Genomic DNA, 21,287 nt, shown 5'->3' on the forward strand with positions numbered 1-21,287 from the left:
AGGTTCTGGAATGCAATGCATTCTAGAACCTTTTTGTCAACAATCTGAGACTACTCATAAGCTTATGAGTAGTCTTCATTTTTTTAGAGAGTAGTGATATAACCTCTTTTATTTTTTTTGAGTATAGTGTAAAATGATAAAAAAGAAAGGTAATGAATGATGGAATATTATGATGAAATACTTTTAAATAATTGTATTATTGCAGAAGGTAGACGCAGAAGACCTATGATTGATGAAAAAGCTTTAGATTGTCCCTTTTGCTTTCCTCATGAGGGGGTTGTCATTTTAGAAAATAAGTATCCTGTTGCAGATGCATTTACAGATCCTTATGGCATTCATGATGTGATAGTCGACACACCTTATCATCATCAAGCACCAAAGGACTTTAGTAAAGAGCAGTGGGAAGAAATTCTTTTAAAGATACAGCAGCGCTTTCATGAAGTAAGTAAAGATGATAAAGTAAAGTTTATACAAATATTTAAAAATTATGGTGCACATGGTGGGGCGAGTATCAGTCATTCGCATTGGCAGATTTTAGCACTTAGTAAGGTGCCAGAAGCTATGCATCATCAATATGCACATTATCAGCAATCAGCAGGTTGCTATTTATGTGGGCAGGTGGAGAAAGCTATAGCATTAGAGTATAAGATAGTTGAAACAACCAATTGGATTATTTGTTCACCTAAAGCACCTCGTTTTGCTTATGAAATAATTATGATGCCAAAGCAGCATTATCAGCATTATGGGCAACTGCCAGGACAGTTATTAAAGGAAGTATCTCATTTATTAAAAAAAGTGCTTATAGCGTATGATGTTTTACAGCCAGGATGCTCATATAATATTTGCATGATGGGTGGGGCACTAGATTTGAACTTAGATTATCATTTTCATATTAAGGTTGCCATGCGTTTAGGGAATATGGCAGGATTTGAACTTGCTACAGGATGCTTCATTAATATGGTTTCACCAGAGCATGCTGTAGCCCAAATGAAAAAATTATTGAAGGAGTAAGGGTTCCTATGAAAGATTATGTAAAAGAAACATTGTGTTTTGGATTAGATATTGGGACACGTACAGTAATTGGGGTAGTAGGTTATAAGGATGGCAATGAATTTAATATTGTAGCATATGAACGTCGTGAACATGAAGAACGTGCGATGTTAGATGGGCAGATTCATGATATCGGCAAAGTAGCTAAAACTGTATATGAGGTAAAATCTGCTTTAGAACAAAAATTAGATATGAAGCTAACGGAAGTAGCTATTGCAGCGGCAGGACGTGCTTTAAGCACACAAATTGTAGACGTTGTGCATGACTATGAGGAAACTCAAGAGTTTACTTTAGCTAGTGTACATCATTTAGAATTAGAAGGTGTAGAACGTGCTAAGGCTGCACAAAAAGAAGTTAGTGGGGAAACGGATTATTTTTGTGTAGCGTACTCGGTAATTCATTATTACTTAGATGATTATGAAATGTCAAATTTAGAGGGGCATAAAGGAAATCGTATCGGTGCACGTCTTTTAGCAACTTTCTTACCAAAACAGGTTATTGACAGTTTATATGCAGTAACAGAGCGCGCAGAACTTACTGTAAGTAATTTAACGTTAGAACCTATTGCAGCTATTAATGCAGTAATTCCTGAAAATATTCGTTTATTAAATCTAGCGCTTGTAGATATTGGGGCAGGGACTTCAGATATTGCGATTACAAAAGAAGGAAGTGTCGTGGCTTATGGCATGATTCCACTTGCTGGAGATGAAGTAACAGAAGCTATTGTACATAAATATTTAGTAGATTTCCAAACAGCTGAAAAGATGAAGCAAGATATGAAAAATGTTGACCCTATTCTATTTAATGATATTCTGGGCTTACCTCAAGAAATAAGCTGTAAAGCGTTAGAGGAAACTATTGCACCCGTACTTGAAACACTTACAAAAAGTATCGCCACAAAGATTTTAGAACTTAATGGCGATCACGCACCAAATGCTGTTTTTTGTGTAGGTGGTGGGAGTGAAATGATAAATGTACCTGAGCGTTTGGCGGAACTTCTACAGCTTTTAAATCAGCGCGTTGCAACGCGTTCAACAGAGCATCTTGTTAGAATTAAAGATGAAGTGGGTATTCCAAATAGTCCAGATATGATTACACCACTTGGAATCTGTATGACAGCCTTAGAAAATCGTTATAGTGAATTTACGATGGTGACGCTCAATGGCCAGCAAGTACAACTTTTAAATGCAAAGAAACTGAGTATATTAGATGCTATTGTAGCAGGAGGTATTGAACATACAGCTATTTTCCCACAAAGAGGAAAAACATTAATGTTTAAATTAAATGGTGAACGTATGCGTATTAAAGGTGAAAAAGGTACACCGGCAACCATCACTTTAAATGGCAATTTGGCAACCATCAATGACCTTATTACAGAAGGAGATCGTATAGAGGTTGATTTTGCCACAGCTGGTGAGGATGGTAAGGCTATCATTAAAGATTATATTGAAAATCCATTTTCAATAACAATTAATGGACAAAGTTATACCATGCCACTAACACTATTAAATGATGAGATAGTAGATGTCAATACAGAAATAGTTGAAAATGCAGAGTTAACCATTTTGGAACTGACAAGATTAGATGAGATATTGAAAGAACTTCATTATACACAGCCACATCAAATAGTGACAGTAAACTTAGAAGTTGTAGCACATGATTATATGCTTCAGCCAAACGATAATATTTTAATTGATGAGATTTTAAACCCTACTGATGAAAAAGCTGAGGAGGCAATAGGTACACAGGTAGATGGTGAAAATCAAATGGATGATTGCGATGAGGACGAAACAACGGTATCTTTAGAACAAAATATACAGGTAGCCTCATCACAATCTTATATAGAAAATCTATATATTATGGCAAATGGTAAAATGGTTCAACTACCAGCAAAAGAATCAGATTATATCTTAGCCAATATATTTGATTTTATAGATTTTGATTTAAGTAAACCGCAAGGGACTGTGCAGCTCATGCGAAATGGCATGCCAGCTACACTTATTGATGTATTACAAAATGGTGATACATTGGAAATCTATTGGAAAAAATAACAGGAGGATAGACATGAAAGGGATTATTACAGTAGTTGGAAAAGACAAAGTAGGTATTATTGGAAAGGTATGTACATTGTTAAGTGAACAAGAAATTAATATTTTAGATATTTCACAAACAATCGTACAAGGTTACTTCAATATGATGATGATTGTAGACCTTACAAACTCAAAAAGTGACTTTGTGCAAGTTGTAGATGCTTTAGAAAACTTAGGTAACGAAATCGGTGTAAGTATTAAATTACAACACGAAGAGATTTTTGATAGTATGCATCGTATTTAGTATAGAAAGACAATACTCAAAACTTAATCGGGGTGAAGCTGAGCTTAAGAGAAGGTGTTTTGAGCATAGAAAGGAATAATTCAATGATTTCAAAATATGAAGTGCAAGAAACCAATAAAATGATTCAAGAAGCAAACCTAGACATCCGTACTATTACAATGGGAATCAACTTAATGGATTGTATTAGTGATGATATGGATAAACTCTGTAATAATGTCTACGAGAAAATTACAAAACAAGCTGAAAATCTTGTAACAACAGGTGAGCAAGTTTCTAAGAAATATGGAATTCCTATTGTAAACAAGCGTATTTCAGTAACACCAATTGCGCTAATCGGTGGTGCAACAAAAGCAAATTCATATGTGCCAATAGCTAAAGCATTAGACCGTGCCGCTAAAACAGTGGGCGTTAACTTTATAGGTGGTTTTTCAGCATTAGTGCATAAAGGCTGTTCAAATGCAGATACTGTGCTTATAGAATCTATTCCTGAGGCATTAGCAGTAACAGACTTTGTATGTTCATCTGTGAATGTAGGAAGTACACGTACAGGAATTAATATGGATGCAGTAGGCCGCATTGGTGAAATTATTAAGCTAACAGCTGAACGTACAGCTGATCGTGGTAGTATCGGTTGTGCTAAATTAGTAGTATTCTGTAACGCACCAGAAGATAACCCATTTATGGCTGGGGCCTTCCATGGTATAGGTGAAAAAGATACGGTACTTAATGTAGGTGTAAGTGGCCCTGGGGTTGTAAAAAAAGCACTTGAAAGTGTAAGAGGTGCAGACTTTGAAACACTTTGTGAGCAAGTAAAACGTACAGCCTTTAAGATTACACGAGCTGGTCAAATGGTTGCAAAAGAAGCAGCAGGAATATTAGATATTCCATTTGGTATTGTAGATTTATCTTTAGCCCCAACACCAGCAGTTGGCGATAGTATTGCTGAGATTTTTGAAGAAATGGGTCTTGAAAAAGCAGGTGCACCAGGTACAACAGCGGCTTTAGCATTACTTAATGATAGTGTTAAAAAAGGTGGTGTTATGGCTTCTTCTTATGTTGGCGGTTTAAGTGGTGCATTTATTCCAGTAAGTGAGGATCATGCCATGATTGAAGCTGCTAGTTGTGGCGCTTTGACACTTGAAAAATTAGAAGCCATGACTTGTGTTTGCTCAGTAGGCCTTGATATGATTGCTATTCCAGGCAGCACAAGTAGTAAGACAATCTCAGGTATTATCGCAGATGAAATGGCAATTGGGATGATTAATGCTAAAACAACTGCTGTAAGAATTATTCCTGTTATTGGTAAAGAAGTAGGTGAACAAGTAGAATTTGGTGGCTTATTAGGTTATGCACCAATTATGCGTGTGAATCCATATAAATGCGATGATTTTATCGCACGTGGGGGAAGAATTCCTGCCCCAATCCATAGTTTTAAAAACTAAAAAGTTATTAATTGATTGAAAGAAAGAGGGCGTAAAACATGCCAAATAAGACATTAGAAGATTTAAGACAACAAGGCATATTTAAATATTTTGAAGCAATCAGTAGTATTCCACGTGGTTCTGGAAATGAAAAAGCCATTAGTGATTATATGGTGCAATTTGCAAATAATTTAGGCTTAGAAGTAAGACAGGATGAAGCTTACAATATTTACATTAAAAAACCAGCAACTGAAGGTTTTGAAAATGCACCAACAGTTATTTTACAAGGCCATATGGATATGGTTTGTGAAAAAAACAAAGACACTGAGCATGACTTCTTAAGAGACGGCTTAGACTTATATGTAGACGGCGATTGGCTTGCAGCTAGAGGGACAACACTTGGTGCTGATAATGGTATAGCAATTGCTTATCAAATGGCAATTTTAGCAGACAATACATTAAAACATCCAGCACTAGAATGTCTTATGACAACAGATGAAGAACGTGGTATGACTGGTGTGGCAGCCCTTCATCCTGAATATTTACAAGGACGTATTTTACTTAATCTAGATACAGATGTAGAAGGCGAATTTTTAGTGAGTTGTGCAGGTGGGGCAAAAGTTTATATGACTTTCCCAAAAACCAAAGAAGCAGCCGAAGCAAGTGATGAAACTTATGAAGTTATCATCAATGGCTTAGTAGGTGGACACTCTGGTGCTGAAATTCACCATGAACGTGCCAATGCACATATTTTAATGGGCCGTTATTTAGATGCATTAAGAGATAAATGTGACTTTAAACTCTGTGAAATCACAGGTGGTACTAAGGATAATGTTATTACAAGAGAATGTGAAGTAAAGATTAATGTATCACCAAGTGAGGCAACATTTGTTAACGAAGTAGCCCTTGAAATGAATGGTTGCTTCAAAGATGAGTATAGTGTTCAAGATAAAGAGATTAAAATTACGGTTCAAAAAGCTCAAAAAGAAGCGCAAAACTTTACAACTGATTTAAGAGATAAGGTGATTGATTTTATCTTAACCATTCCAAATGGTATTATGGGTTATGACAAACATATGACAGGACTTGTTCAAACTTCACTTAATTTGGGAATTGTTCAAACAGAAGAAAACGTTATTCGTTTTGGCTCTGCTGTCAGAAGTAGTGTGGCAACACGCAAATGGGAAGTAATTCATAAACTTGAAGCATTAAGCCGTCACTTTGGGGCACACTGCGAAGTAACAGGAGACTACCCTGCTTGGCAATATGATGCAGAATCTAAAGTAAGAGATTTAGCAGTTGCACTTTATGAAGAAATGCATGGTCAAAAGCCAACTGTAACAGCTATTCATGCAGGTCTTGAGTGTGGTTTTATTTCTGAGAAATTGCCAGGGCTTGACATGATTAGTTTTGGCCCAAATGTGAAGGATATTCACTCACCACAAGAACGTGCAAGCATTTCTTCTATGGAAAGCGTGTATGCATATCTTATTAAACTTTTGGAAAAACTAGGGGCGTACTAATATTCGGAGGCGCCAATTATGAAGATTGAACGAAATAACCATTTATTTACCCTTGCAGTTTATGTTTTTTGGACTGGGCTTGCACTTATTGTAGCTACTTTAGGTCTTTTAAATTTAAATATTGTGCTAGATTGGGCATGGCATATTGTGACTATTTTTCTAGAGTTACTGGCCCCTCTTATTTATGGCATTATTATTGCATATTTACTAGATCCTATTGTTAATTTTTATGAAGCACGTTCTAAAAACTTAAAAAATTTAAAGTGGCATATTTCGTTCAGCAATAAGAAGAAATCTAATTTAGGTAAGGAGCGTTTGCCAATGCGTACATGGGCAACGCTCCTTAGTTTTATAACGGTTTTGTTAGTCATAGGGCTTTTTGTCCTAATTGTTGTTTTGAACGTTCAAGATATGGTGGGATCTACAAGTATTGAAGGTCTAAAGGTAAGTTTTTATAAATATACGCAGTACTTTGAAAATATGCTAACACGTATTGAAACAGGTTTTGCTAGTGTACCAGGTATGGGTGAACAAGGCCATTTATTACAAAAAGTATATGGCTATTTAAATCATTTCTTTATGAGTATTTCAAACCATTTATTTAGATCATTGACAGTAATTGGTGTGCATACAATGAACTGGCTTTTAGCAATAGTTATTGCCTTTTATCTGCTACAAGATAAAGCACGGGCATTGATTTTTCTAAAGAAACTAACTTATTCACTATTTAAAAGAAAAGTGTATCATCATATTGAAATATTAGCTAAAGATATTGATTATGTTTTTTCAGGCTATATAAGAGGGCAAATTTTAGATGCTATTATCATTGCTATTTTAACTAGTATTGTCCTCACAATTTTAAGATTAGATTTCGCTATTATTATTGGGATTATAGCAGGTATATTTAATTTGATTCCTTATTTTGGGCCTGTTGTAGGCTTTGTTTTAGCAGGGCTTATTGGTATTATGGATCCTGAGCCTATGAAAGCTGTGTATGGTGTAGGTGCAATGCTAATTATTCAGCAATTAGATGGTTGGATAATCGTTCCTAAAGTAGTAGGTGAATGTGTAAAATTACATCCCGTTGTCGTGTTACTTGCCATTCTTATTGGTGGAAATTTATTTGGTCTTGTAGGGATGCTGATAGGTGTACCGATAGCTGGATTTATTCGTTTGGTCTTATTACGATATATGACAGATATTTTTCCCGATGGTAAGGCTGCTTTAAAAGATGAAGAAGAAGCACAAAGAAAAAGTGAACACAAATAGTGATTTATTATGAAATTTTATAGAAATAATTAAAAAATTGTGTTATAGTAACTTTTGGATAGTATCTAAAAAAGAACTATACTAAAAGTTACTATAAATTTCTTATTTAAGCTTGTATCCAAAAAGGTGTTATTAGAATATGACATCTGGAATAAGACTCAAATAAAAAGCTATTAAAAAAGATATTGAAACGAAGTGATACCCAAGTATAACTTGTTGATAAGAATTCGTTATACGGGATTGCATGAGTAAGAGATGAAAAACACATAGCGTGTTTATATAAATATGTATTTTTATCACTCCCGTTAATTTTAGTGTTTTCTTTTGGACTATCCAATAATCTGTATCAAATCTTATTGGATATTTTAATAAGATGGCATGTAGTAATCACACATGACCAGATACATATAAAATGGGAGGCAAAAAATGAAACAAACAGTTGTAAGTTTTAAAAAAGCAAAACAAAATCATGAAAAAATAACCATGCTCACCGCCTATGATTATATTTCAGCTAAGCTGATGGATCAGGCAGGAATCCATGCACTTTTAGTAGGGGATTCAGTGGGGATGGTTTTTTGTGGTCTTGAAAATACGTTAAGTGTTACTGTAGATCAAATAATTTATCATACACAGGCTGTACAACGTGGTGCAAAAGAAGCACTTATTGTTACAGATATGCCGTTTATGTCGTATCAAGCTGACATAAAGGAAGCCCTATGTAATGCAGGGCGTTTAGTCAAAGAAGGTGGTGCTGAAGCTGTAAAATTAGAAGGTGGCAAAGAAATCTGTCCTCAAATTCAAGCTATTACTAAGGCTGGGATTCCTGTTATGGGGCATATTGGCCTTACACCGCAATCTGTTCATGCATTTGGTGGATTTAAAGTGCAAGGCAAAGAAGTGGAAGCAGCTAAGGCACTTATAGAAGATGCTAAAGCTGTAGAAGCTGCAGGAGCTTTTGCGATTGTTTTAGAATGTATTCCATATGAATTGGCATTACGCATTACGGAGAGTATAAATATTCCAACTATTGGTATTGGTGCAGGAAATGGTTGTGATGGTCAAATCTTGGTATACCAGGATTTATTAGGAATGTATGAAGGTATTGCCCCTAAGTTTGTTAAACATTATGCAAATATAGGAGAGCAAATGCGAGGTGCTTTTAGTAAATATAAAGAAGAAGTGCAAGGTGGAATATTCCCAAATGAAATAGAAAGCTTTCATATGTCAAAAGAAAATCTAAAAGTTTTTAATGAGGAGGTTTAAGCAATGAAGAGTGTAGAGACAATTCAAGAAGTGAGAGCACAGATTAAAGAATGGAAACAGCAAGGATTAAGTATAGGATTTGTACCTACAATGGGTTATTTACACGAAGGACATCAAAGTTTAATTGCAAAAGCAGTAAGTGAAAATGATCGGGTAGTAGTAAGTATTTTTGTAAATCCGATGCAGTTTGGCCCTCAAGAGGATTTAGCTACCTATCCAAGGGACTTTGCTCATGATACAAAACTTTGCGAAGAGACAGGTGCACATTTGATTTTTCATCCTACACCAGAAGAAATGTATTTGCCAGACTTTTGTAGTTTTGTAGATATGAATAGACTCACAAAGGGACTTTGTGGAAAAACACGACCTATTCACTTTAGAGGCGTATGTACAGTCGTTACTAAACTTTTTAATATTGTCACGCCAGATCGCGCTTACTTTGGTGAAAAGGATGCACAGCAGCTTGCAGTCATTAAACAGATGGTTAGCGACTTAAACATGCCACTTGAAATTATAGGATGTCCTATTATAAGAGAAGCAGATGGTTTAGCTAAAAGTTCACGTAATACTTATTTATCAAAAGAAGAGCGTAGTGCAGCACTTGTATTAAATAGGAGCTTAGTTGCTGCCAAGGCAAATCTTGAGGTAGGTGAGCGTAATACAGCAAAACTTAAAGAGCTTATTAGAAGTATTTTAGAAGAAGAACCACTTGCAAGAGTAGATTATGTAGAAGTTGTAGATGCCATGAACCTTGAGAGCGTTGAAACAATTGATAAATCGGTACTTGTTGCAATAGCCGTATATATTGGCAAAACAAGGTTAATCGATAATTTTACATATAATAAGTCACACTAAAAATATTAAGAAGCAGAATAGATAAAGGAGAAAAATATGGAACTCACATTATTAAAAGGAAAAATTCATCGTGCAACAGTTACGCAGGCGGCGTTAGATTATGTGGGAAGCATTACTGTAGATTTAGATTTATTAGAAGCAGCTCATATTCTAGAATATGAAAAGGTTCAAATTGTAGATGTAAATAACGGAAATCGTTTTGAAACATATACAATTGCTGGAGAGCGAGGCACTGGAATTATTTGTTTAAATGGTGCAGCTGCAAGACAAGTGCAAGTGGGTGATTTAATTATTATTATGGCCTATGCTCAGATGGATGAAATCGAAGCACAAACACATAAACCTTATGTGGTACTGGCAGATGGCAAAAACAAAATAGTAGAAACGATGCGTTATGAAAAGCATGGTAAGATGGAAAGAGTGCTTTAAATACTTTGATAAGTATAGAGAAACCAACTAAGACCTTGAAATATACATGTAGGTAAATTGTTTTCTCCCAATGATTTCATATGACTCAAAACTATGAATAACTAAATTTTATAAATGTGAAATCTATAGCACAATGTAAATTTGAAAAAATCCCATTCCTAAAAATTTAAAGGTTATTTTTAGAAATGGGATTTTTTTAATTTAGCCAATTATTTATGACTAAAAGCATTTTTTAGAAGTGGTAAAATACATAATGCAAGAAAGCCACCACATAATGCTGTAATGCCTTGAGGCCATGAGAACATAATCGTGAGCATTTTAAGTTGGGCTTGCTTAATATCTGAAATATATTGGAGTGCAAATGGTACTGTAAGCCATAAAAAGGCACATTTAATAATTGCAGCGAGGACAATAGCTATGTAAAATGTAATCGATTGATGTACTTTAACGATGAGTTTATAGGTTACGACTAAAAGGGCATTGCCTATAGCAATAAAAGGTGTAATAATTGGGAAGATTGGGCCTATACCAATTAATAGTGCCAAAACGGCAGAGAGTACGCCAATAGTTACTCCGCTACCAACACCTACGGTTAAGGTCATGATGATAAGAATAAGATTGACAAGTGTACCAGTAATAAGCTGATTTACACTAAAAGGACCTACGATTACTGCAATAGCTGGAATCATTTTGCCTATAAGTTGTGCTAAAAGAACAAGTGCAATGCCAACAGCTGTTTTTGTAAGCCATAAGGTAGATGTTTTTTTCATAACAAAACCTTCTTTCTATAAAAAATAATGAACTATAATTTAATATATAATTAAACTATAGTTCATTATATCACAATCTTTATTCTAATGCTTCATGAAGCTTTACAAAACTAAAGGATTGTTTGATGCCTTGGACATAAAATATATAAGATAAAATAGCACCAATACTCCAACCAATAGGCCATGAAAGCCATATACCTATTGAACCCAAAAAGTATGAAAGTATGTATGAAATAATAACCCTCAAAATAAGGTCTGAAAATGTAGCTATCATAAAAGCTTTCATGGCGCCAGCACCGCGAAGTACACCATCTGCAATAAGCTTAATAGAAATTATGATATAAAAAGGTGCCACAATGGTTAAGAACTGTTTGCCTGTTAATAGAGCTTCTGTTGTAGGTGATTTAATAAACAGACAAATCATCATTTTATTACAAAAGAAATATAAAATAAAGAAAGGAATAACAACGCAAAAAGCCATAATCAGGCCAGCGTTGAATCCTTTTTTTACACGTTCTAGTTTTCCAGCACCTATATTTTGAGCGGTAAAACTAGAAAGTCCATTACCGAGGGTTGTAAAAGAAGTGAGTGCAAAAGTATTCAGCTTAATAGCTGCTGAGTAACCCGCAATAACAGAGGCACCATAACTGTTAACTAGGCCTTGAATAAATAAGTTTCCTACAGAAATAAAGCTTTGTTGCAAAACACTTGGTAAGGCAATCAAGGTAATACTTTTTAGCATTTCAGTTGAAAATAGTGGTGTACTTTTCTTGCAATCTATCTTTTTTAAACGACGTCGTAATGTGATAAAAGCTAAAATAGAAGAAATACCTTGTGCTAAAAAGGTTGCCCATGCAATGCCTGCAATACCACCATTTAGAAATACAACAAATACAATATCTAATAGAATATTACCTAGGGATGACGCCACTAAGAAGTAAAGTGGTGTTTTAGAATCTCCTAATGCTGTAAATATGCCTGTACTGATATTATAGATAAATAAAAAGATAAGCCCCAAAATATAAATTCTTAAATACGTACCACTACTTTCTAATATATTAGTAGGTGTATTTAAAAGTCGTAACATAGGTGTGCAAAAAATAAGACCAATAAGTGTGAGTAGTAGACTTAAAAGTGTAAAGGTGATAAAAGAAGTACTAACTGCTGATTTCATCTTATCATATTTTTTGGCACCAAAAAGTTGAGAAATGACAACGCAACAGCCAATATTGCAGCCAAGAGCAACGGCCATAAAAAGCATGGTAATAGGATAAGAGGCCCCTGTTGCAGCTAATGCATTTTCATTAATATAGCGTCCAGCAATAACACTATCAGCGATATTGTAAAGTTGTTGAAAAATAGTACTACATAACATTGGGAAAGAGAAAGTCCAAAGTGTTTTGCTTGGACTTCCTTCTGTCATATCAGTAATCATGAAAAAGCCCCCTTGAAGTTTGAGTATGATAAATAAATTATGCAATCATTATAACAAATTTATATAATATTATAAATATATATAAAGGAGAAAAAGCTTGAGTATAATTTACGAAATTCTTAAGTGTATTGATAATGATTTAACGACTAAACGGATGATATGGGGTTTGATTGAAAAAAATAAAAGAATATATAATAAGTTTATATTTCGAATAAATACTTTAAAAATGCATAACTTTGACAATTAATTATCTATTCTTGTATGTTTATGATGCTCCTTTTATAATATAATGTAAGCGCTTACATGCGCTAGATTATATGGAGGTATGTTATGAAACAAGTAAGCAAAAATGTAATTGTTGGACAATCAGGTGGGCCTACAGCAGTTATTAATTCAAGTTTAGTGGGTGTCTATAAAACAGCAAAGGATCGTGGGGCAAATAAAGTTTATGGTATGCTTTATGGTATACAAGGTTTATTAGAAGAAAAACTGGTAGATTTATCAGAGCATATTCAAAATGATTTAGATATTGAACTTTTAAAACGAACCCCCTCATCTTTTTTAGGTTCATGTCGTTATCGCTTGCCAGCAGTTATATTAGGTGATCCAACTTATGAAAAAATCTTTGCCTTATTGAATGACTTAGAAATAGGTTATTTCTTTTATATTGGTGGCAATGATTCTATGGATACAATTCAAAAACTAAGTGAATATGGTGCGCTAATCCAAAGTGATATTCGTTTTATGGGTGTTCCTAAGACGATTGATAATGATTTAGCAGAGACAGATCATACACCAGGCTTTGGTAGTGCTGCAAAATATATTGGTTCAATCACAAAAGAGGTTATTCGTGATGGCCTTGTTTATGACGTACCAAGTATTACAATATTAGAAATTATGGGACGTAATGCAGGATGGCTTACAGCTTCGGCTGCTCTTGCAAAGTGTGAAGATTGTGAAGGGCCAGATTTAATTTATTTACCAGAAGTACCATTTGATATGAAAAGCTTTACTTCAAAGGTAGAGAACCTTCAAACTCAGAAAAAAGCAATTGTGATTGCCGTTTCTGAAGGAATTCAGCTTCAAGATGGTCGTTATGTTTGTGAACTTAGAAATGAAAGCCCTGAGTTTATTGATGCTTTTGGACATAGAAGTCTTACAGGGACAGCACGTTATTTAGCAGATGAACTAGCAAATAGACTTGGCTGTAAAACACGCGCCATTGAATTTGCCACACTTCAACGTTGTGCGTCACATATTGCTTCACGTGTAGATATTACAGAGGCTTTTCAAGTAGGTGGAGCAGCTGTTAAAGCTGCGTTTGAAGGTGAAACAGGTAAAATGGTCGCTTTAAAACGTGTTTCAGATGATCCATATATGTGTATTACAGAGACTTGTGATATTCAGATGATCGCAAATGTAGAAAAAAAAGTTCCAAGAACATGGATTAATGAAACAGGCGATTATGTAACAGAGGAGCTTTTAAGCTATATTAAACCGCTCATTCAAGCAGAACTTACACCAATCATGGTGGATGGGTTACCACGTCATTTAAATATTTTTAATCAAAGATTAACTCAAAAGTAAAAATTTTCGTTAAAAGGCAGTACATAGGTACTGCCTTTTTGTGTGCATAATTTTGAATTTCCTCGTAAACAATACTTGTAAATGAGCATCAAGTTTACAATAGGAAGGTGAAAATATGCATTGGCTTGTAAAAGCATTACAAGATTATCCGGAGCTAGCGTTATTTTTAACACTAGCATTAGGATATGCCGTAGGTAAAATTCATATTGGTAATTTTACCGTAGGTTCTGTTACGGGAGTACTATTAGTTGGTGTACTTGTAGGACAACTCAATATTCAAATTAATGGAACTGTCAAATCAGTATTTTTCTTGCTTTTTTTATTTGCTCTAGGTTATAATGTTGGACCTCAATTTTTTAAGGGGTTGAAGAAAGATGGTTTACCTCAGGTATTGTTCTCTGTGATTGTTTGTGTTGTAGGTCTTATTAGTGTAGTGATTGCAGGAAAAATCTTAGGCTATAATGCCGGGCAAGCAGCAGGACTCGCAGCCGGCGCACTTACACAATCAGCAGTTATTGGGGTGGGTCAGGGAGCTATTGCTAGTTTAAAAGTTGCAGATGCCCAAAAGGCAGTTATGTCTGATTTTGTACCTATTGGCTATGCCGTAACTTATATTTTTGGAACAATAGGATCAGCGTTTTTCCTTTCTACAATAGGACCTAAAATATTAGGTATTGATCTTGTAGAAGAAAGTAAAAAGCTTGATCAAAATGAGGACCATGTGGCAAAGGTTATTGAAGGAGAAGGTATTTATTCTGGTGCCAAAATATTAGGCTATCGTGCATATGAAATTAGTTCAGCACAAGTTGGAAAAACAGTAGGAGAAGTAGAAAAAAGTGTTGCTTCGCCCACTGTGAGAACTTTTATTGTGCGTATGCGCCGTAATAATGAGATTTTTGAGCCTACAACAGATACTGTTTTAGAAGCAGGTGATCATATTGCTTTTTCATTTAGGCAAACAAAGTTAAATGATATTCATTTTAATGAACTTGGAAAAGAAATTTCAGATTCAGAACTTCTAGAATTTCCCATTGAAAAACTTGATATTTATATTAAAGAAAAAGCTGTTATTGGACGCACTGTCCAGGATTTACGTCAACATGTTTTAACACGTGGCGTATATATTTCTAAGATTAAAAATCAAGGAAATGAAATAACTTATGATGAGAATCTAAAAATAGAAGAAAATGAAGTTTTAACATTAGAAGGACCAGCGATAGCAGTTAATGCGCTTGCTAGTAAAATTGGAAAACGTGTTAAAAATTCATCAGAAACAGATGTAGTTTTCATGGGACTTGGTATTTTACTCGGTGGGCTTATAGGTATACCTGCATTAACTATTGGTGGTGTTGGATTAAGTCTTTCAACAAGCGGTGGTGCACTTATTATGGGATTGATATTTGGATATATTCATGATAAACGCCCCACTGTCGGTCGTATTCCTAAAAGTGCCATTTGGTTTTTAAGTAATGTAGGACTCGCGGCTTTTATTGCTGTTGTTGGAATTAATGCAGGACCAGGATTCGTTGCAGGATTTAAGCAATCAGGAGTAAGTTTTTTTATTGCTGGTGCCATTGTAACGCTTATTCCACTTATTGTAGGTGTATTATTAGGACGCTATGTTTTTAAATGGAATGGTGCGCTTACATTGGGGGCTTGCGCAGGCGCTATGACTACAACAGCTGCCATTGGGGCTATTTGTGAAAAAGCAAAAAGTAATTCACCTGTTATGGGATATACCATCACATATGCAGTAGGTAATATTTTATTAACTATATGGGGTTCTATTGTTGTTTTATTCTTTGCTTAGAATATTATAATTAAAATATAAATAAGAAAGAGGTTGAAAAATGATTCAAAAAGACATTGAAGAGATTAAAGACTTAATTGAAAAATATAAACACCTCAGCCCATTTGAACTTAAAAATAAATTGATTGAGATGGCAAAGAAAACTGAGAAAAAAGGTATTTATACATTTTTAAATGCAGGGCGTGGTAATCCTAACTGGACAGCTTCTACACCACGACAAGCATTCTTTACATTAGGTCAATTTGCTGTAGAGGAAACAAAAAGAATTATGGAGGATGGTGATCTTGCAGGTATTCCATATTGTGAAGGTTGTGGTACACGCTTTGATGAATATGCTCATACACATCAAGATGCACCAGGAATGGATCTTCTCAAAAAAATTATAGATTATGGTGTTAATGAACATGGATTTGAACGTGACCGTTGGGTATATGAATTGGTAGATGGGATTATTGGTGATCATTATCCTATTCCAGACCGTATGTTAAGATGTATTGAAAAGGTTGTTTATGCTTATCTTATCAAGGAGATGAGTGGTCATCTTCCTACAGAGCAAATTCATGATTTGTATGCTGTTGAAGGTGGCACAGCTGCAATGTGCTACATCTTTGATACACTAAGTGCAAATCACCTTTTAAATCAAGGGGATGAGGTAGCACTTATGGTACCTATTTTTACACCTTATCTTGAGATTCCAGACTTAAGTCGTTATGCCTTTGATGTAACCTATATATATGCTAGTGAACTTAATGAAGAAGGGCGTCATGATTGGCAGTATCCACAAAGGGAACTAGATAAACTTAAAAATCAAAGGATTAAAGCACTTTTTGTTGTTAATCCAAGCAATCCACCTTCTGTTGCTATCGATGAAGATACAATGTGTCGTTTAAAGGAAATTATTAAAAATGATAATCCAGAACTTATGATTATCACAGATGATGTTTATGGTACCTTTGCAGATGGATTTAGATCATTAATGACAGAAATTCCATATAATACGATTGGTGTCTATTCATTCTCTAAATACTTTGGTGTAACGGGATGGCGTCTAGGTGTTATAGCTGTTGCAAAGAATAACTTATTTGATAAATTGATTAAGGATTTACCTGAAATTGCACAACGTGAACTAGATCACCGTTATGATACATTGAGCAATGAACCAGAGGATATTACATTTATTGATCGTATCGTTGCAGATAGCCGCCAAGTTGCACTTAATCATACAGCAGGGCTTTCAACACCACAACAAGTACAAATGGCTATTTTCTCAATTTTTGCTTTGCTCGACCAAGAGGAACGCTATAAAAATCAAACAAAAGCTATTTGTCGTCGTCGTCTTGAACTCTTGTACAAAAATCTTGAACTACCACTTTACGTACAGGCGCATACTACAGCATATTATCGTCAAATCGACCTTCTCGTATGGGCCAAACTAAAATATGGTGATGAATTTGTAGAATTCTTAAAAACAAATTATGCACCAGAGGATTTACTCTTCCGTCTTGCGAGAAATTATGCGGTTGTCTTATTAAATGGAAATGGATTCCAAGGCCCAGATTGGTCCATTCGTGTTTCACTTGCTAATTTGCCAGATGAGGCTTATGAAAAAATAGGGGCAGCAATTAATGAAGTCTTTAAAGAATATGTAGAAGCTTGGAAGAGTGAAAAGTAAATTAAGGGAGAAGGCAAAAACATTGCCGGATTTACCAGGTGTATATTTTATGAGGGACACACTTCAAAATATTATTTATGTCGGGAAATCAAGACATCTTAAAACACGCGTAAGTAGTTATTTGGGAAACTTAAAGCATGAGCGAACTAAAGTAAAACGAATGGTAAATGCTATTTGTGATTTTGAGTATATTGTAACGGATACAGAGTTAGATGCATTAATATTAGAATGTCGTCTAATAAAAAGGCATCAGCCAATTTATAATACATTGTTAAAAAATGATAAGAAGTATCGATTTATTAAAGTTGTGCATAAAAACGGACTAGCTAGGTTAGAAGTTGCTTATGAAAAGGATGAGGAAGCAGTATGTTTTGGTCCATATGACTTACCTTATTTACTACAAAGAGCAGTAGATACACTGAATAGTTATTGTAAGTTACCTACTTGCACAAAAATACTTCCTAAAGAAGATTGTTTAGCATACCTACTAAATAAATGTAATGCATCTTGTGAGAATGTAAGTGTATTAAATGATACATTAGAAAGAGTATATGCATTTTTAAAAGGAAATGATTCTAGTATATTAGATTTTTATAAGGCACAGATGACAGAGGCGAGTGCTACATTAGATTTTGAAAAAGCAATATACTATAGAGAACAATTAAATAGTTTGAAAATGTTAGGCTATCGTCGTAAGGCTATTGAGTTAAGTCAAAAGCAGAGTAGAGGTATAGCTTTACTTAAATGCCCTACACATGGATTTAAACTATATATTTTAAAAGGAACAACTATTCAGTTTACAAAACTGATAAAGACACCTTCACGGCAAATTTTAAAAAATATATTGATGAATATGTATCAAATTTATTTAAGAGATTCATTTGAAGAACGTCATGTTCTTGAAAAATTGGAAATTGATGAGGCACTTATTATGTATTTTTATTTGCATACCAATACAGCATGTTGCTATTATAATTTAGAGAAATATGATTTTGTTAAAATATATGATAAAATAATAGATTTTTACTTTTTGAATTAAAATTTAAGTTGATTTTTGTACTATATACAAAAGGCTTGCCACGAACCTATTTGGGGCAAGCTTTTTTGTATCTTAAATTATTAGTTTGATGAGCTGACTAGAATGAAGGATATAAGAGAAAATAGCGTGGAAGTTATAGGGTTAGATTGATTGAAAGTTATGTAGAAGGATATGCTAAATAAATAGCGTTAATTCAGGTAAACTTTCTTTAGCATATAGAGTGGCATTGAATAGTATTATCTAATACTATGAAGGTTTCAAAATTTATAGGGTAGGGGATTATCCTTGCCTTATTTTTTATGTATGAATAAAAGTAGTGATATTACTTATTCAGAATAAAATATTTGAAATATTAAGAATGTTAAGTTATAATAAAGTAAAAATGTAAGAATAAGGAAAAGGTTGAGAGTAATTTGTACTATAGGGGGATGAAGATGAAATTTTGGTATGAGGGGAACTTAAATAAAAATGAAAATAAAAGAGAACGAAATGGATTAACTTATTATATTCGTGGCGTAATGCAAGTGGAAGGAGAACGTTATGAGCGTTATGCTATTCAAACACACTTTATTGAAAGAGGAGAAGAATATATAGAACTTGTAGCTAGATATGTATCACCACTCTATCAAGAGGGAGATATACTTGCGATAAGTGAAAAAATTATTGCAATGTGCCAAGATAATACAGTGGAAAAACAAGATGTTCGTTTGAGCTTGTGGGCAAAATTTCTTTCAAGGTTTGCGACTAAGACACCGAGTGGTATAGGAATGGATGAACCTTATAAATTACAATTAGCAATTGATATGAAAGGTCTACCTTTAGTTTTATGGGCAATTTTTTGTGGGGGCTTAGGAAAAGTTTTTAAGAAGAGGGGAGTTTTTTATAAAATACTAGGTCAAGATATTGCTGGAATTGATGGCTTTTATACACATTCTGCATTTACACGTTATCATAATCTTGCAGTATTAAATCCAAGGAATCCTGAAAAGGTATGTGATGAAATTAGTACAAAATTAGGAATTACATGTATGATTGTAGATGCCAATGATATTGATGTTACCATACTAGGCCATTCTAAAATACTTGGTTGTAAATCACATAAAGTATTAGCAGCACTTATAGAAGATAATCCTGCTGGACAAGATGATGAATGTACGCCATTTATACTTATACGTGATATTGGTGAGGCACCTGCTGAAACTTATGTGCCTATTGAAGCAATTGCAACCCCTATTTAAAAGGGCATATCAAAATTGTATAGAAATAAAATAAACACAAATAATAGTAGCATCGAAACTTAGAGTAGGTGAAATAAAAATGATGTTACTTATTAAAAATGGGAAAATCCTTACAATGACTGGGGCAACCTATGAAAATGGAGCAGTACTTATTGAGGATAGAAAAATCAAAGCTGTAGGCACGAATATTTTAAATCTGCCAGAGGGGATACCAACAATTGATGCAAAAGGTGGATGGGTAATGCCAGGAATTATTGAAGCACATTGCCATGTAGGTATTACGGAGCAAAAGAAAGGATTTGAGGGAGATGACTGCAATGAAACAACCGAACCAGTTACACCATACTTAAAGGCGCTTGATGCAATTAATCCTATGGATGCAGCTTTCGATGATGCTGTAAAAGCGGGTATTACGGGGGTTATGGTTGGACCAGGAAGTTCTAATGTGGTAGGGGGACAATTTGCTTTTTTAAAAACAAAGAGTAGGGTTGTTGATGAATTAATTGTTTTAGAACCAGCAGCAATGAAGGTTGCCTTAGGGGAGAATCCTAAAAAAAATTACAGTGATCAGCAAAAATCACCTGTAACGCGTATGGCTATTGGTGCACTTTTAAGGCAAGCTCTTTTTGAAGCAAAAGCTTATAAACTACAGAAGGAAAGTGCTCAAAAAGAAGGGAAAGCATTTGAAATGGATTTTAAAAAAGAATGCTGGCTTCCTGTACTAAAAAAAGAAATTCCGCTTAAAGTACATGCACATCGTGTAGACGATATTTTAACAGCTATACGCATCGCAAAATTATTTGATGTAAATATTACATTAGATCATTGCAGTGAAGGGCATCTTATAGCAGATACTATTGCACGTACAGGATTTCCTGCTATAGTTGGTCCGTCTATGGCAGCACGTAGTAAGATTGAAGTACAAAATGTAGATTTTAAAACCTCTGGCATTTTGCACAAAGCAGGTGTAAAAGTTGCTATTACAACAGACCATCCAGTTATTCCGATTCAGTATTTACCAATATGTGCAGGTTTTGCAGCTAAAGAAGGATTGGGTATAGAAGAAGGATTAAAGGCTATTACAATTAATGCTGCAGAAATATGTGGTATCTCTAAACGACTAGGAAGCATAGAGGTAGGAAAAGATGCAGATATTGCTATATTTGATGGCAATCCTATGGAGGTATTTACTCATACCTTATATACGATTATTAATGGCAAGGTAGTTTATGATAAAGCTGGAGAAGAAAGTCAAGATACAAAGTGTACAAAAAAATAAACTTATATAATTTTAATATCATCTTAAAATAGCCGATGCCTTATAAATAAGGCATCGGCTGATTTTTATTTCTTTACAAAGTTATATTAAAAAATATTTTAGTCGATTTAGGACTATTAAAATAAAAAAAGATATGATACAATGTCTTAGACATATAACAGATATAGCGTTTTGTAACTAAAGAGGTACAATATATAGCCTCTTTATATTTTTTTGTCAAGCATTTATTTAAAATTAAATAGTATCTATTTCCAAGAATTTTGACAAAAAATGTTAAGAAATGTGAAATATACAGGGTCCTCAAAACCAAAAT

Annotated in this window: 17 protein-coding genes; 15 read left to right on the top strand and 2 right to left on the bottom strand. The window is 34.3% G+C overall.

The features are described from left to right. Positions 1–156 precede the first annotated feature (156 nt). From AC1VAQ_RS15000 to panD, 9 genes are all read left to right on the top strand, one after another. Positions 157–1,011 carry a galactose-1-phosphate uridylyltransferase gene (locus AC1VAQ_RS15000; RefSeq protein WP_479904102.1) on the top strand — a complete coding sequence of 285 codons (855 nt, stop codon included), beginning with the start codon at positions 157–159 and terminating at the stop codon, positions 1,009–1,011. An 8-nt stretch (positions 1,012–1,019) separates the two neighbouring features. Next, positions 1,020–3,101: a cell division protein FtsA gene (locus AC1VAQ_RS15005; protein ID WP_302600282.1), complete on the top strand. Its 2,082-nt coding sequence runs from the start codon at positions 1,020–1,022 to the stop codon at positions 3,099–3,101. A gap of 13 nt (positions 3,102–3,114) precedes the next feature. Further along, complete coding sequence (locus AC1VAQ_RS15010) at positions 3,115–3,384, top strand: ACT domain-containing protein (RefSeq protein WP_302600283.1); 270 nt, start codon at positions 3,115–3,117, stop codon at positions 3,382–3,384. An 83-nt stretch (positions 3,385–3,467) separates the two neighbouring features. Continuing rightward, a complete protein-coding gene (locus AC1VAQ_RS15015) occupies positions 3,468–4,826 on the top strand; it encodes a PFL family protein (protein WP_302600284.1) in 1,359 nt (452 codons plus the stop codon). 38 nt (positions 4,827–4,864) lie between these two features. Then, positions 4,865–6,328: an aminoacyl-histidine dipeptidase gene (locus tag AC1VAQ_RS15020; RefSeq protein ID WP_303244110.1), complete on the top strand. Its 1,464-nt coding sequence runs from the start codon at positions 4,865–4,867 to the stop codon at positions 6,326–6,328. 18 nt (positions 6,329–6,346) lie between these two features. After that, the gene (locus AC1VAQ_RS15025) at positions 6,347–7,597 is read left to right on the top strand and encodes an AI-2E family transporter (RefSeq protein ID WP_303244111.1); all 1,251 of its coding nucleotides are present in this window, start codon (positions 6,347–6,349) and stop codon (positions 7,595–7,597) included. 426 nt (positions 7,598–8,023) lie between these two features. After that, entirely contained in the window at positions 8,024–8,860 is an 837-nt protein-coding gene (panB, locus tag AC1VAQ_RS15030; protein WP_302599984.1) for a 3-methyl-2-oxobutanoate hydroxymethyltransferase, read from the top strand. Between the two features lie 3 nt (positions 8,861–8,863). Next, on the top strand, positions 8,864–9,715 hold the full coding sequence (gene panC / locus AC1VAQ_RS15035) for a pantoate--beta-alanine ligase (protein ID WP_479904103.1): 852 nt from the start codon (positions 8,864–8,866) through the stop codon (positions 9,713–9,715). 36 nt (positions 9,716–9,751) lie between these two features. Continuing rightward, a complete protein-coding gene (gene panD, locus AC1VAQ_RS15040) occupies positions 9,752–10,144 on the top strand; it encodes an aspartate 1-decarboxylase (RefSeq protein WP_479904104.1) in 393 nt (130 codons plus the stop codon). A 209-nt stretch (positions 10,145–10,353) separates the two neighbouring features. On the opposite strand, the gene AC1VAQ_RS15045 is transcribed toward panD, so the two are convergent. Further along, positions 10,354–10,914, bottom strand: coding sequence for an ECF transporter S component (locus AC1VAQ_RS15045; RefSeq protein ID WP_302599987.1), 561 nt, complete (start codon positions 10,912–10,914; stop codon positions 10,354–10,356). Positions 10,915–10,993: 79 nt separating this feature from the next. Then, entirely contained in the window at positions 10,994–12,349 is a 1,356-nt protein-coding gene (locus tag AC1VAQ_RS15050; RefSeq protein WP_479904105.1) for an MATE family efflux transporter, read from the bottom strand. Between the two features lie 330 nt (positions 12,350–12,679). Here AC1VAQ_RS15050 and AC1VAQ_RS15055 point away from each other — a divergent pair, with 330 nt between their 5' ends. The 6 genes from AC1VAQ_RS15055 (at position 12,680) to AC1VAQ_RS15080 (ending at position 20,974) form a co-directional block, all read left to right on the top strand. After that, positions 12,680–13,936 (top strand): 6-phosphofructokinase, encoded by a 1,257-nt coding sequence (locus AC1VAQ_RS15055; RefSeq protein WP_302599989.1) that lies wholly within the window; start codon positions 12,680–12,682, stop codon positions 13,934–13,936. 115 nt (positions 13,937–14,051) lie between these two features. Further along, entirely contained in the window at positions 14,052–15,746 is a 1,695-nt protein-coding gene (gene aspT / locus AC1VAQ_RS15060; protein WP_302599990.1) for an aspartate-alanine antiporter, read from the top strand. A gap of 40 nt (positions 15,747–15,786) precedes the next feature. Further along, positions 15,787–17,418: an aspartate 4-decarboxylase gene (aspD, locus tag AC1VAQ_RS15065; RefSeq protein ID WP_479904106.1), complete on the top strand. Its 1,632-nt coding sequence runs from the start codon at positions 15,787–15,789 to the stop codon at positions 17,416–17,418. Further along, on the top strand, positions 17,408–18,457 hold the full coding sequence (locus AC1VAQ_RS15070) for a GIY-YIG nuclease family protein (protein WP_479904107.1): 1,050 nt from the start codon (positions 17,408–17,410) through the stop codon (positions 18,455–18,457). Before aspD ends, AC1VAQ_RS15070 begins: the two co-directional genes overlap by 11 nt. Before the next feature lie 434 nt (positions 18,458–18,891). Continuing rightward, complete coding sequence (locus AC1VAQ_RS15075) at positions 18,892–19,695, top strand: coenzyme F420-0:L-glutamate ligase (protein ID WP_303244112.1); 804 nt, start codon at positions 18,892–18,894, stop codon at positions 19,693–19,695. A gap of 79 nt (positions 19,696–19,774) precedes the next feature. Further along, positions 19,775–20,974 (top strand): amidohydrolase, encoded by a 1,200-nt coding sequence (locus AC1VAQ_RS15080; protein WP_330699207.1) that lies wholly within the window; start codon positions 19,775–19,777, stop codon positions 20,972–20,974. Positions 20,975–21,287: the final 313 nt, after the last annotated feature.

It is taken from the genome of Cellulosilyticum sp. (assembly GCF_982396655.1).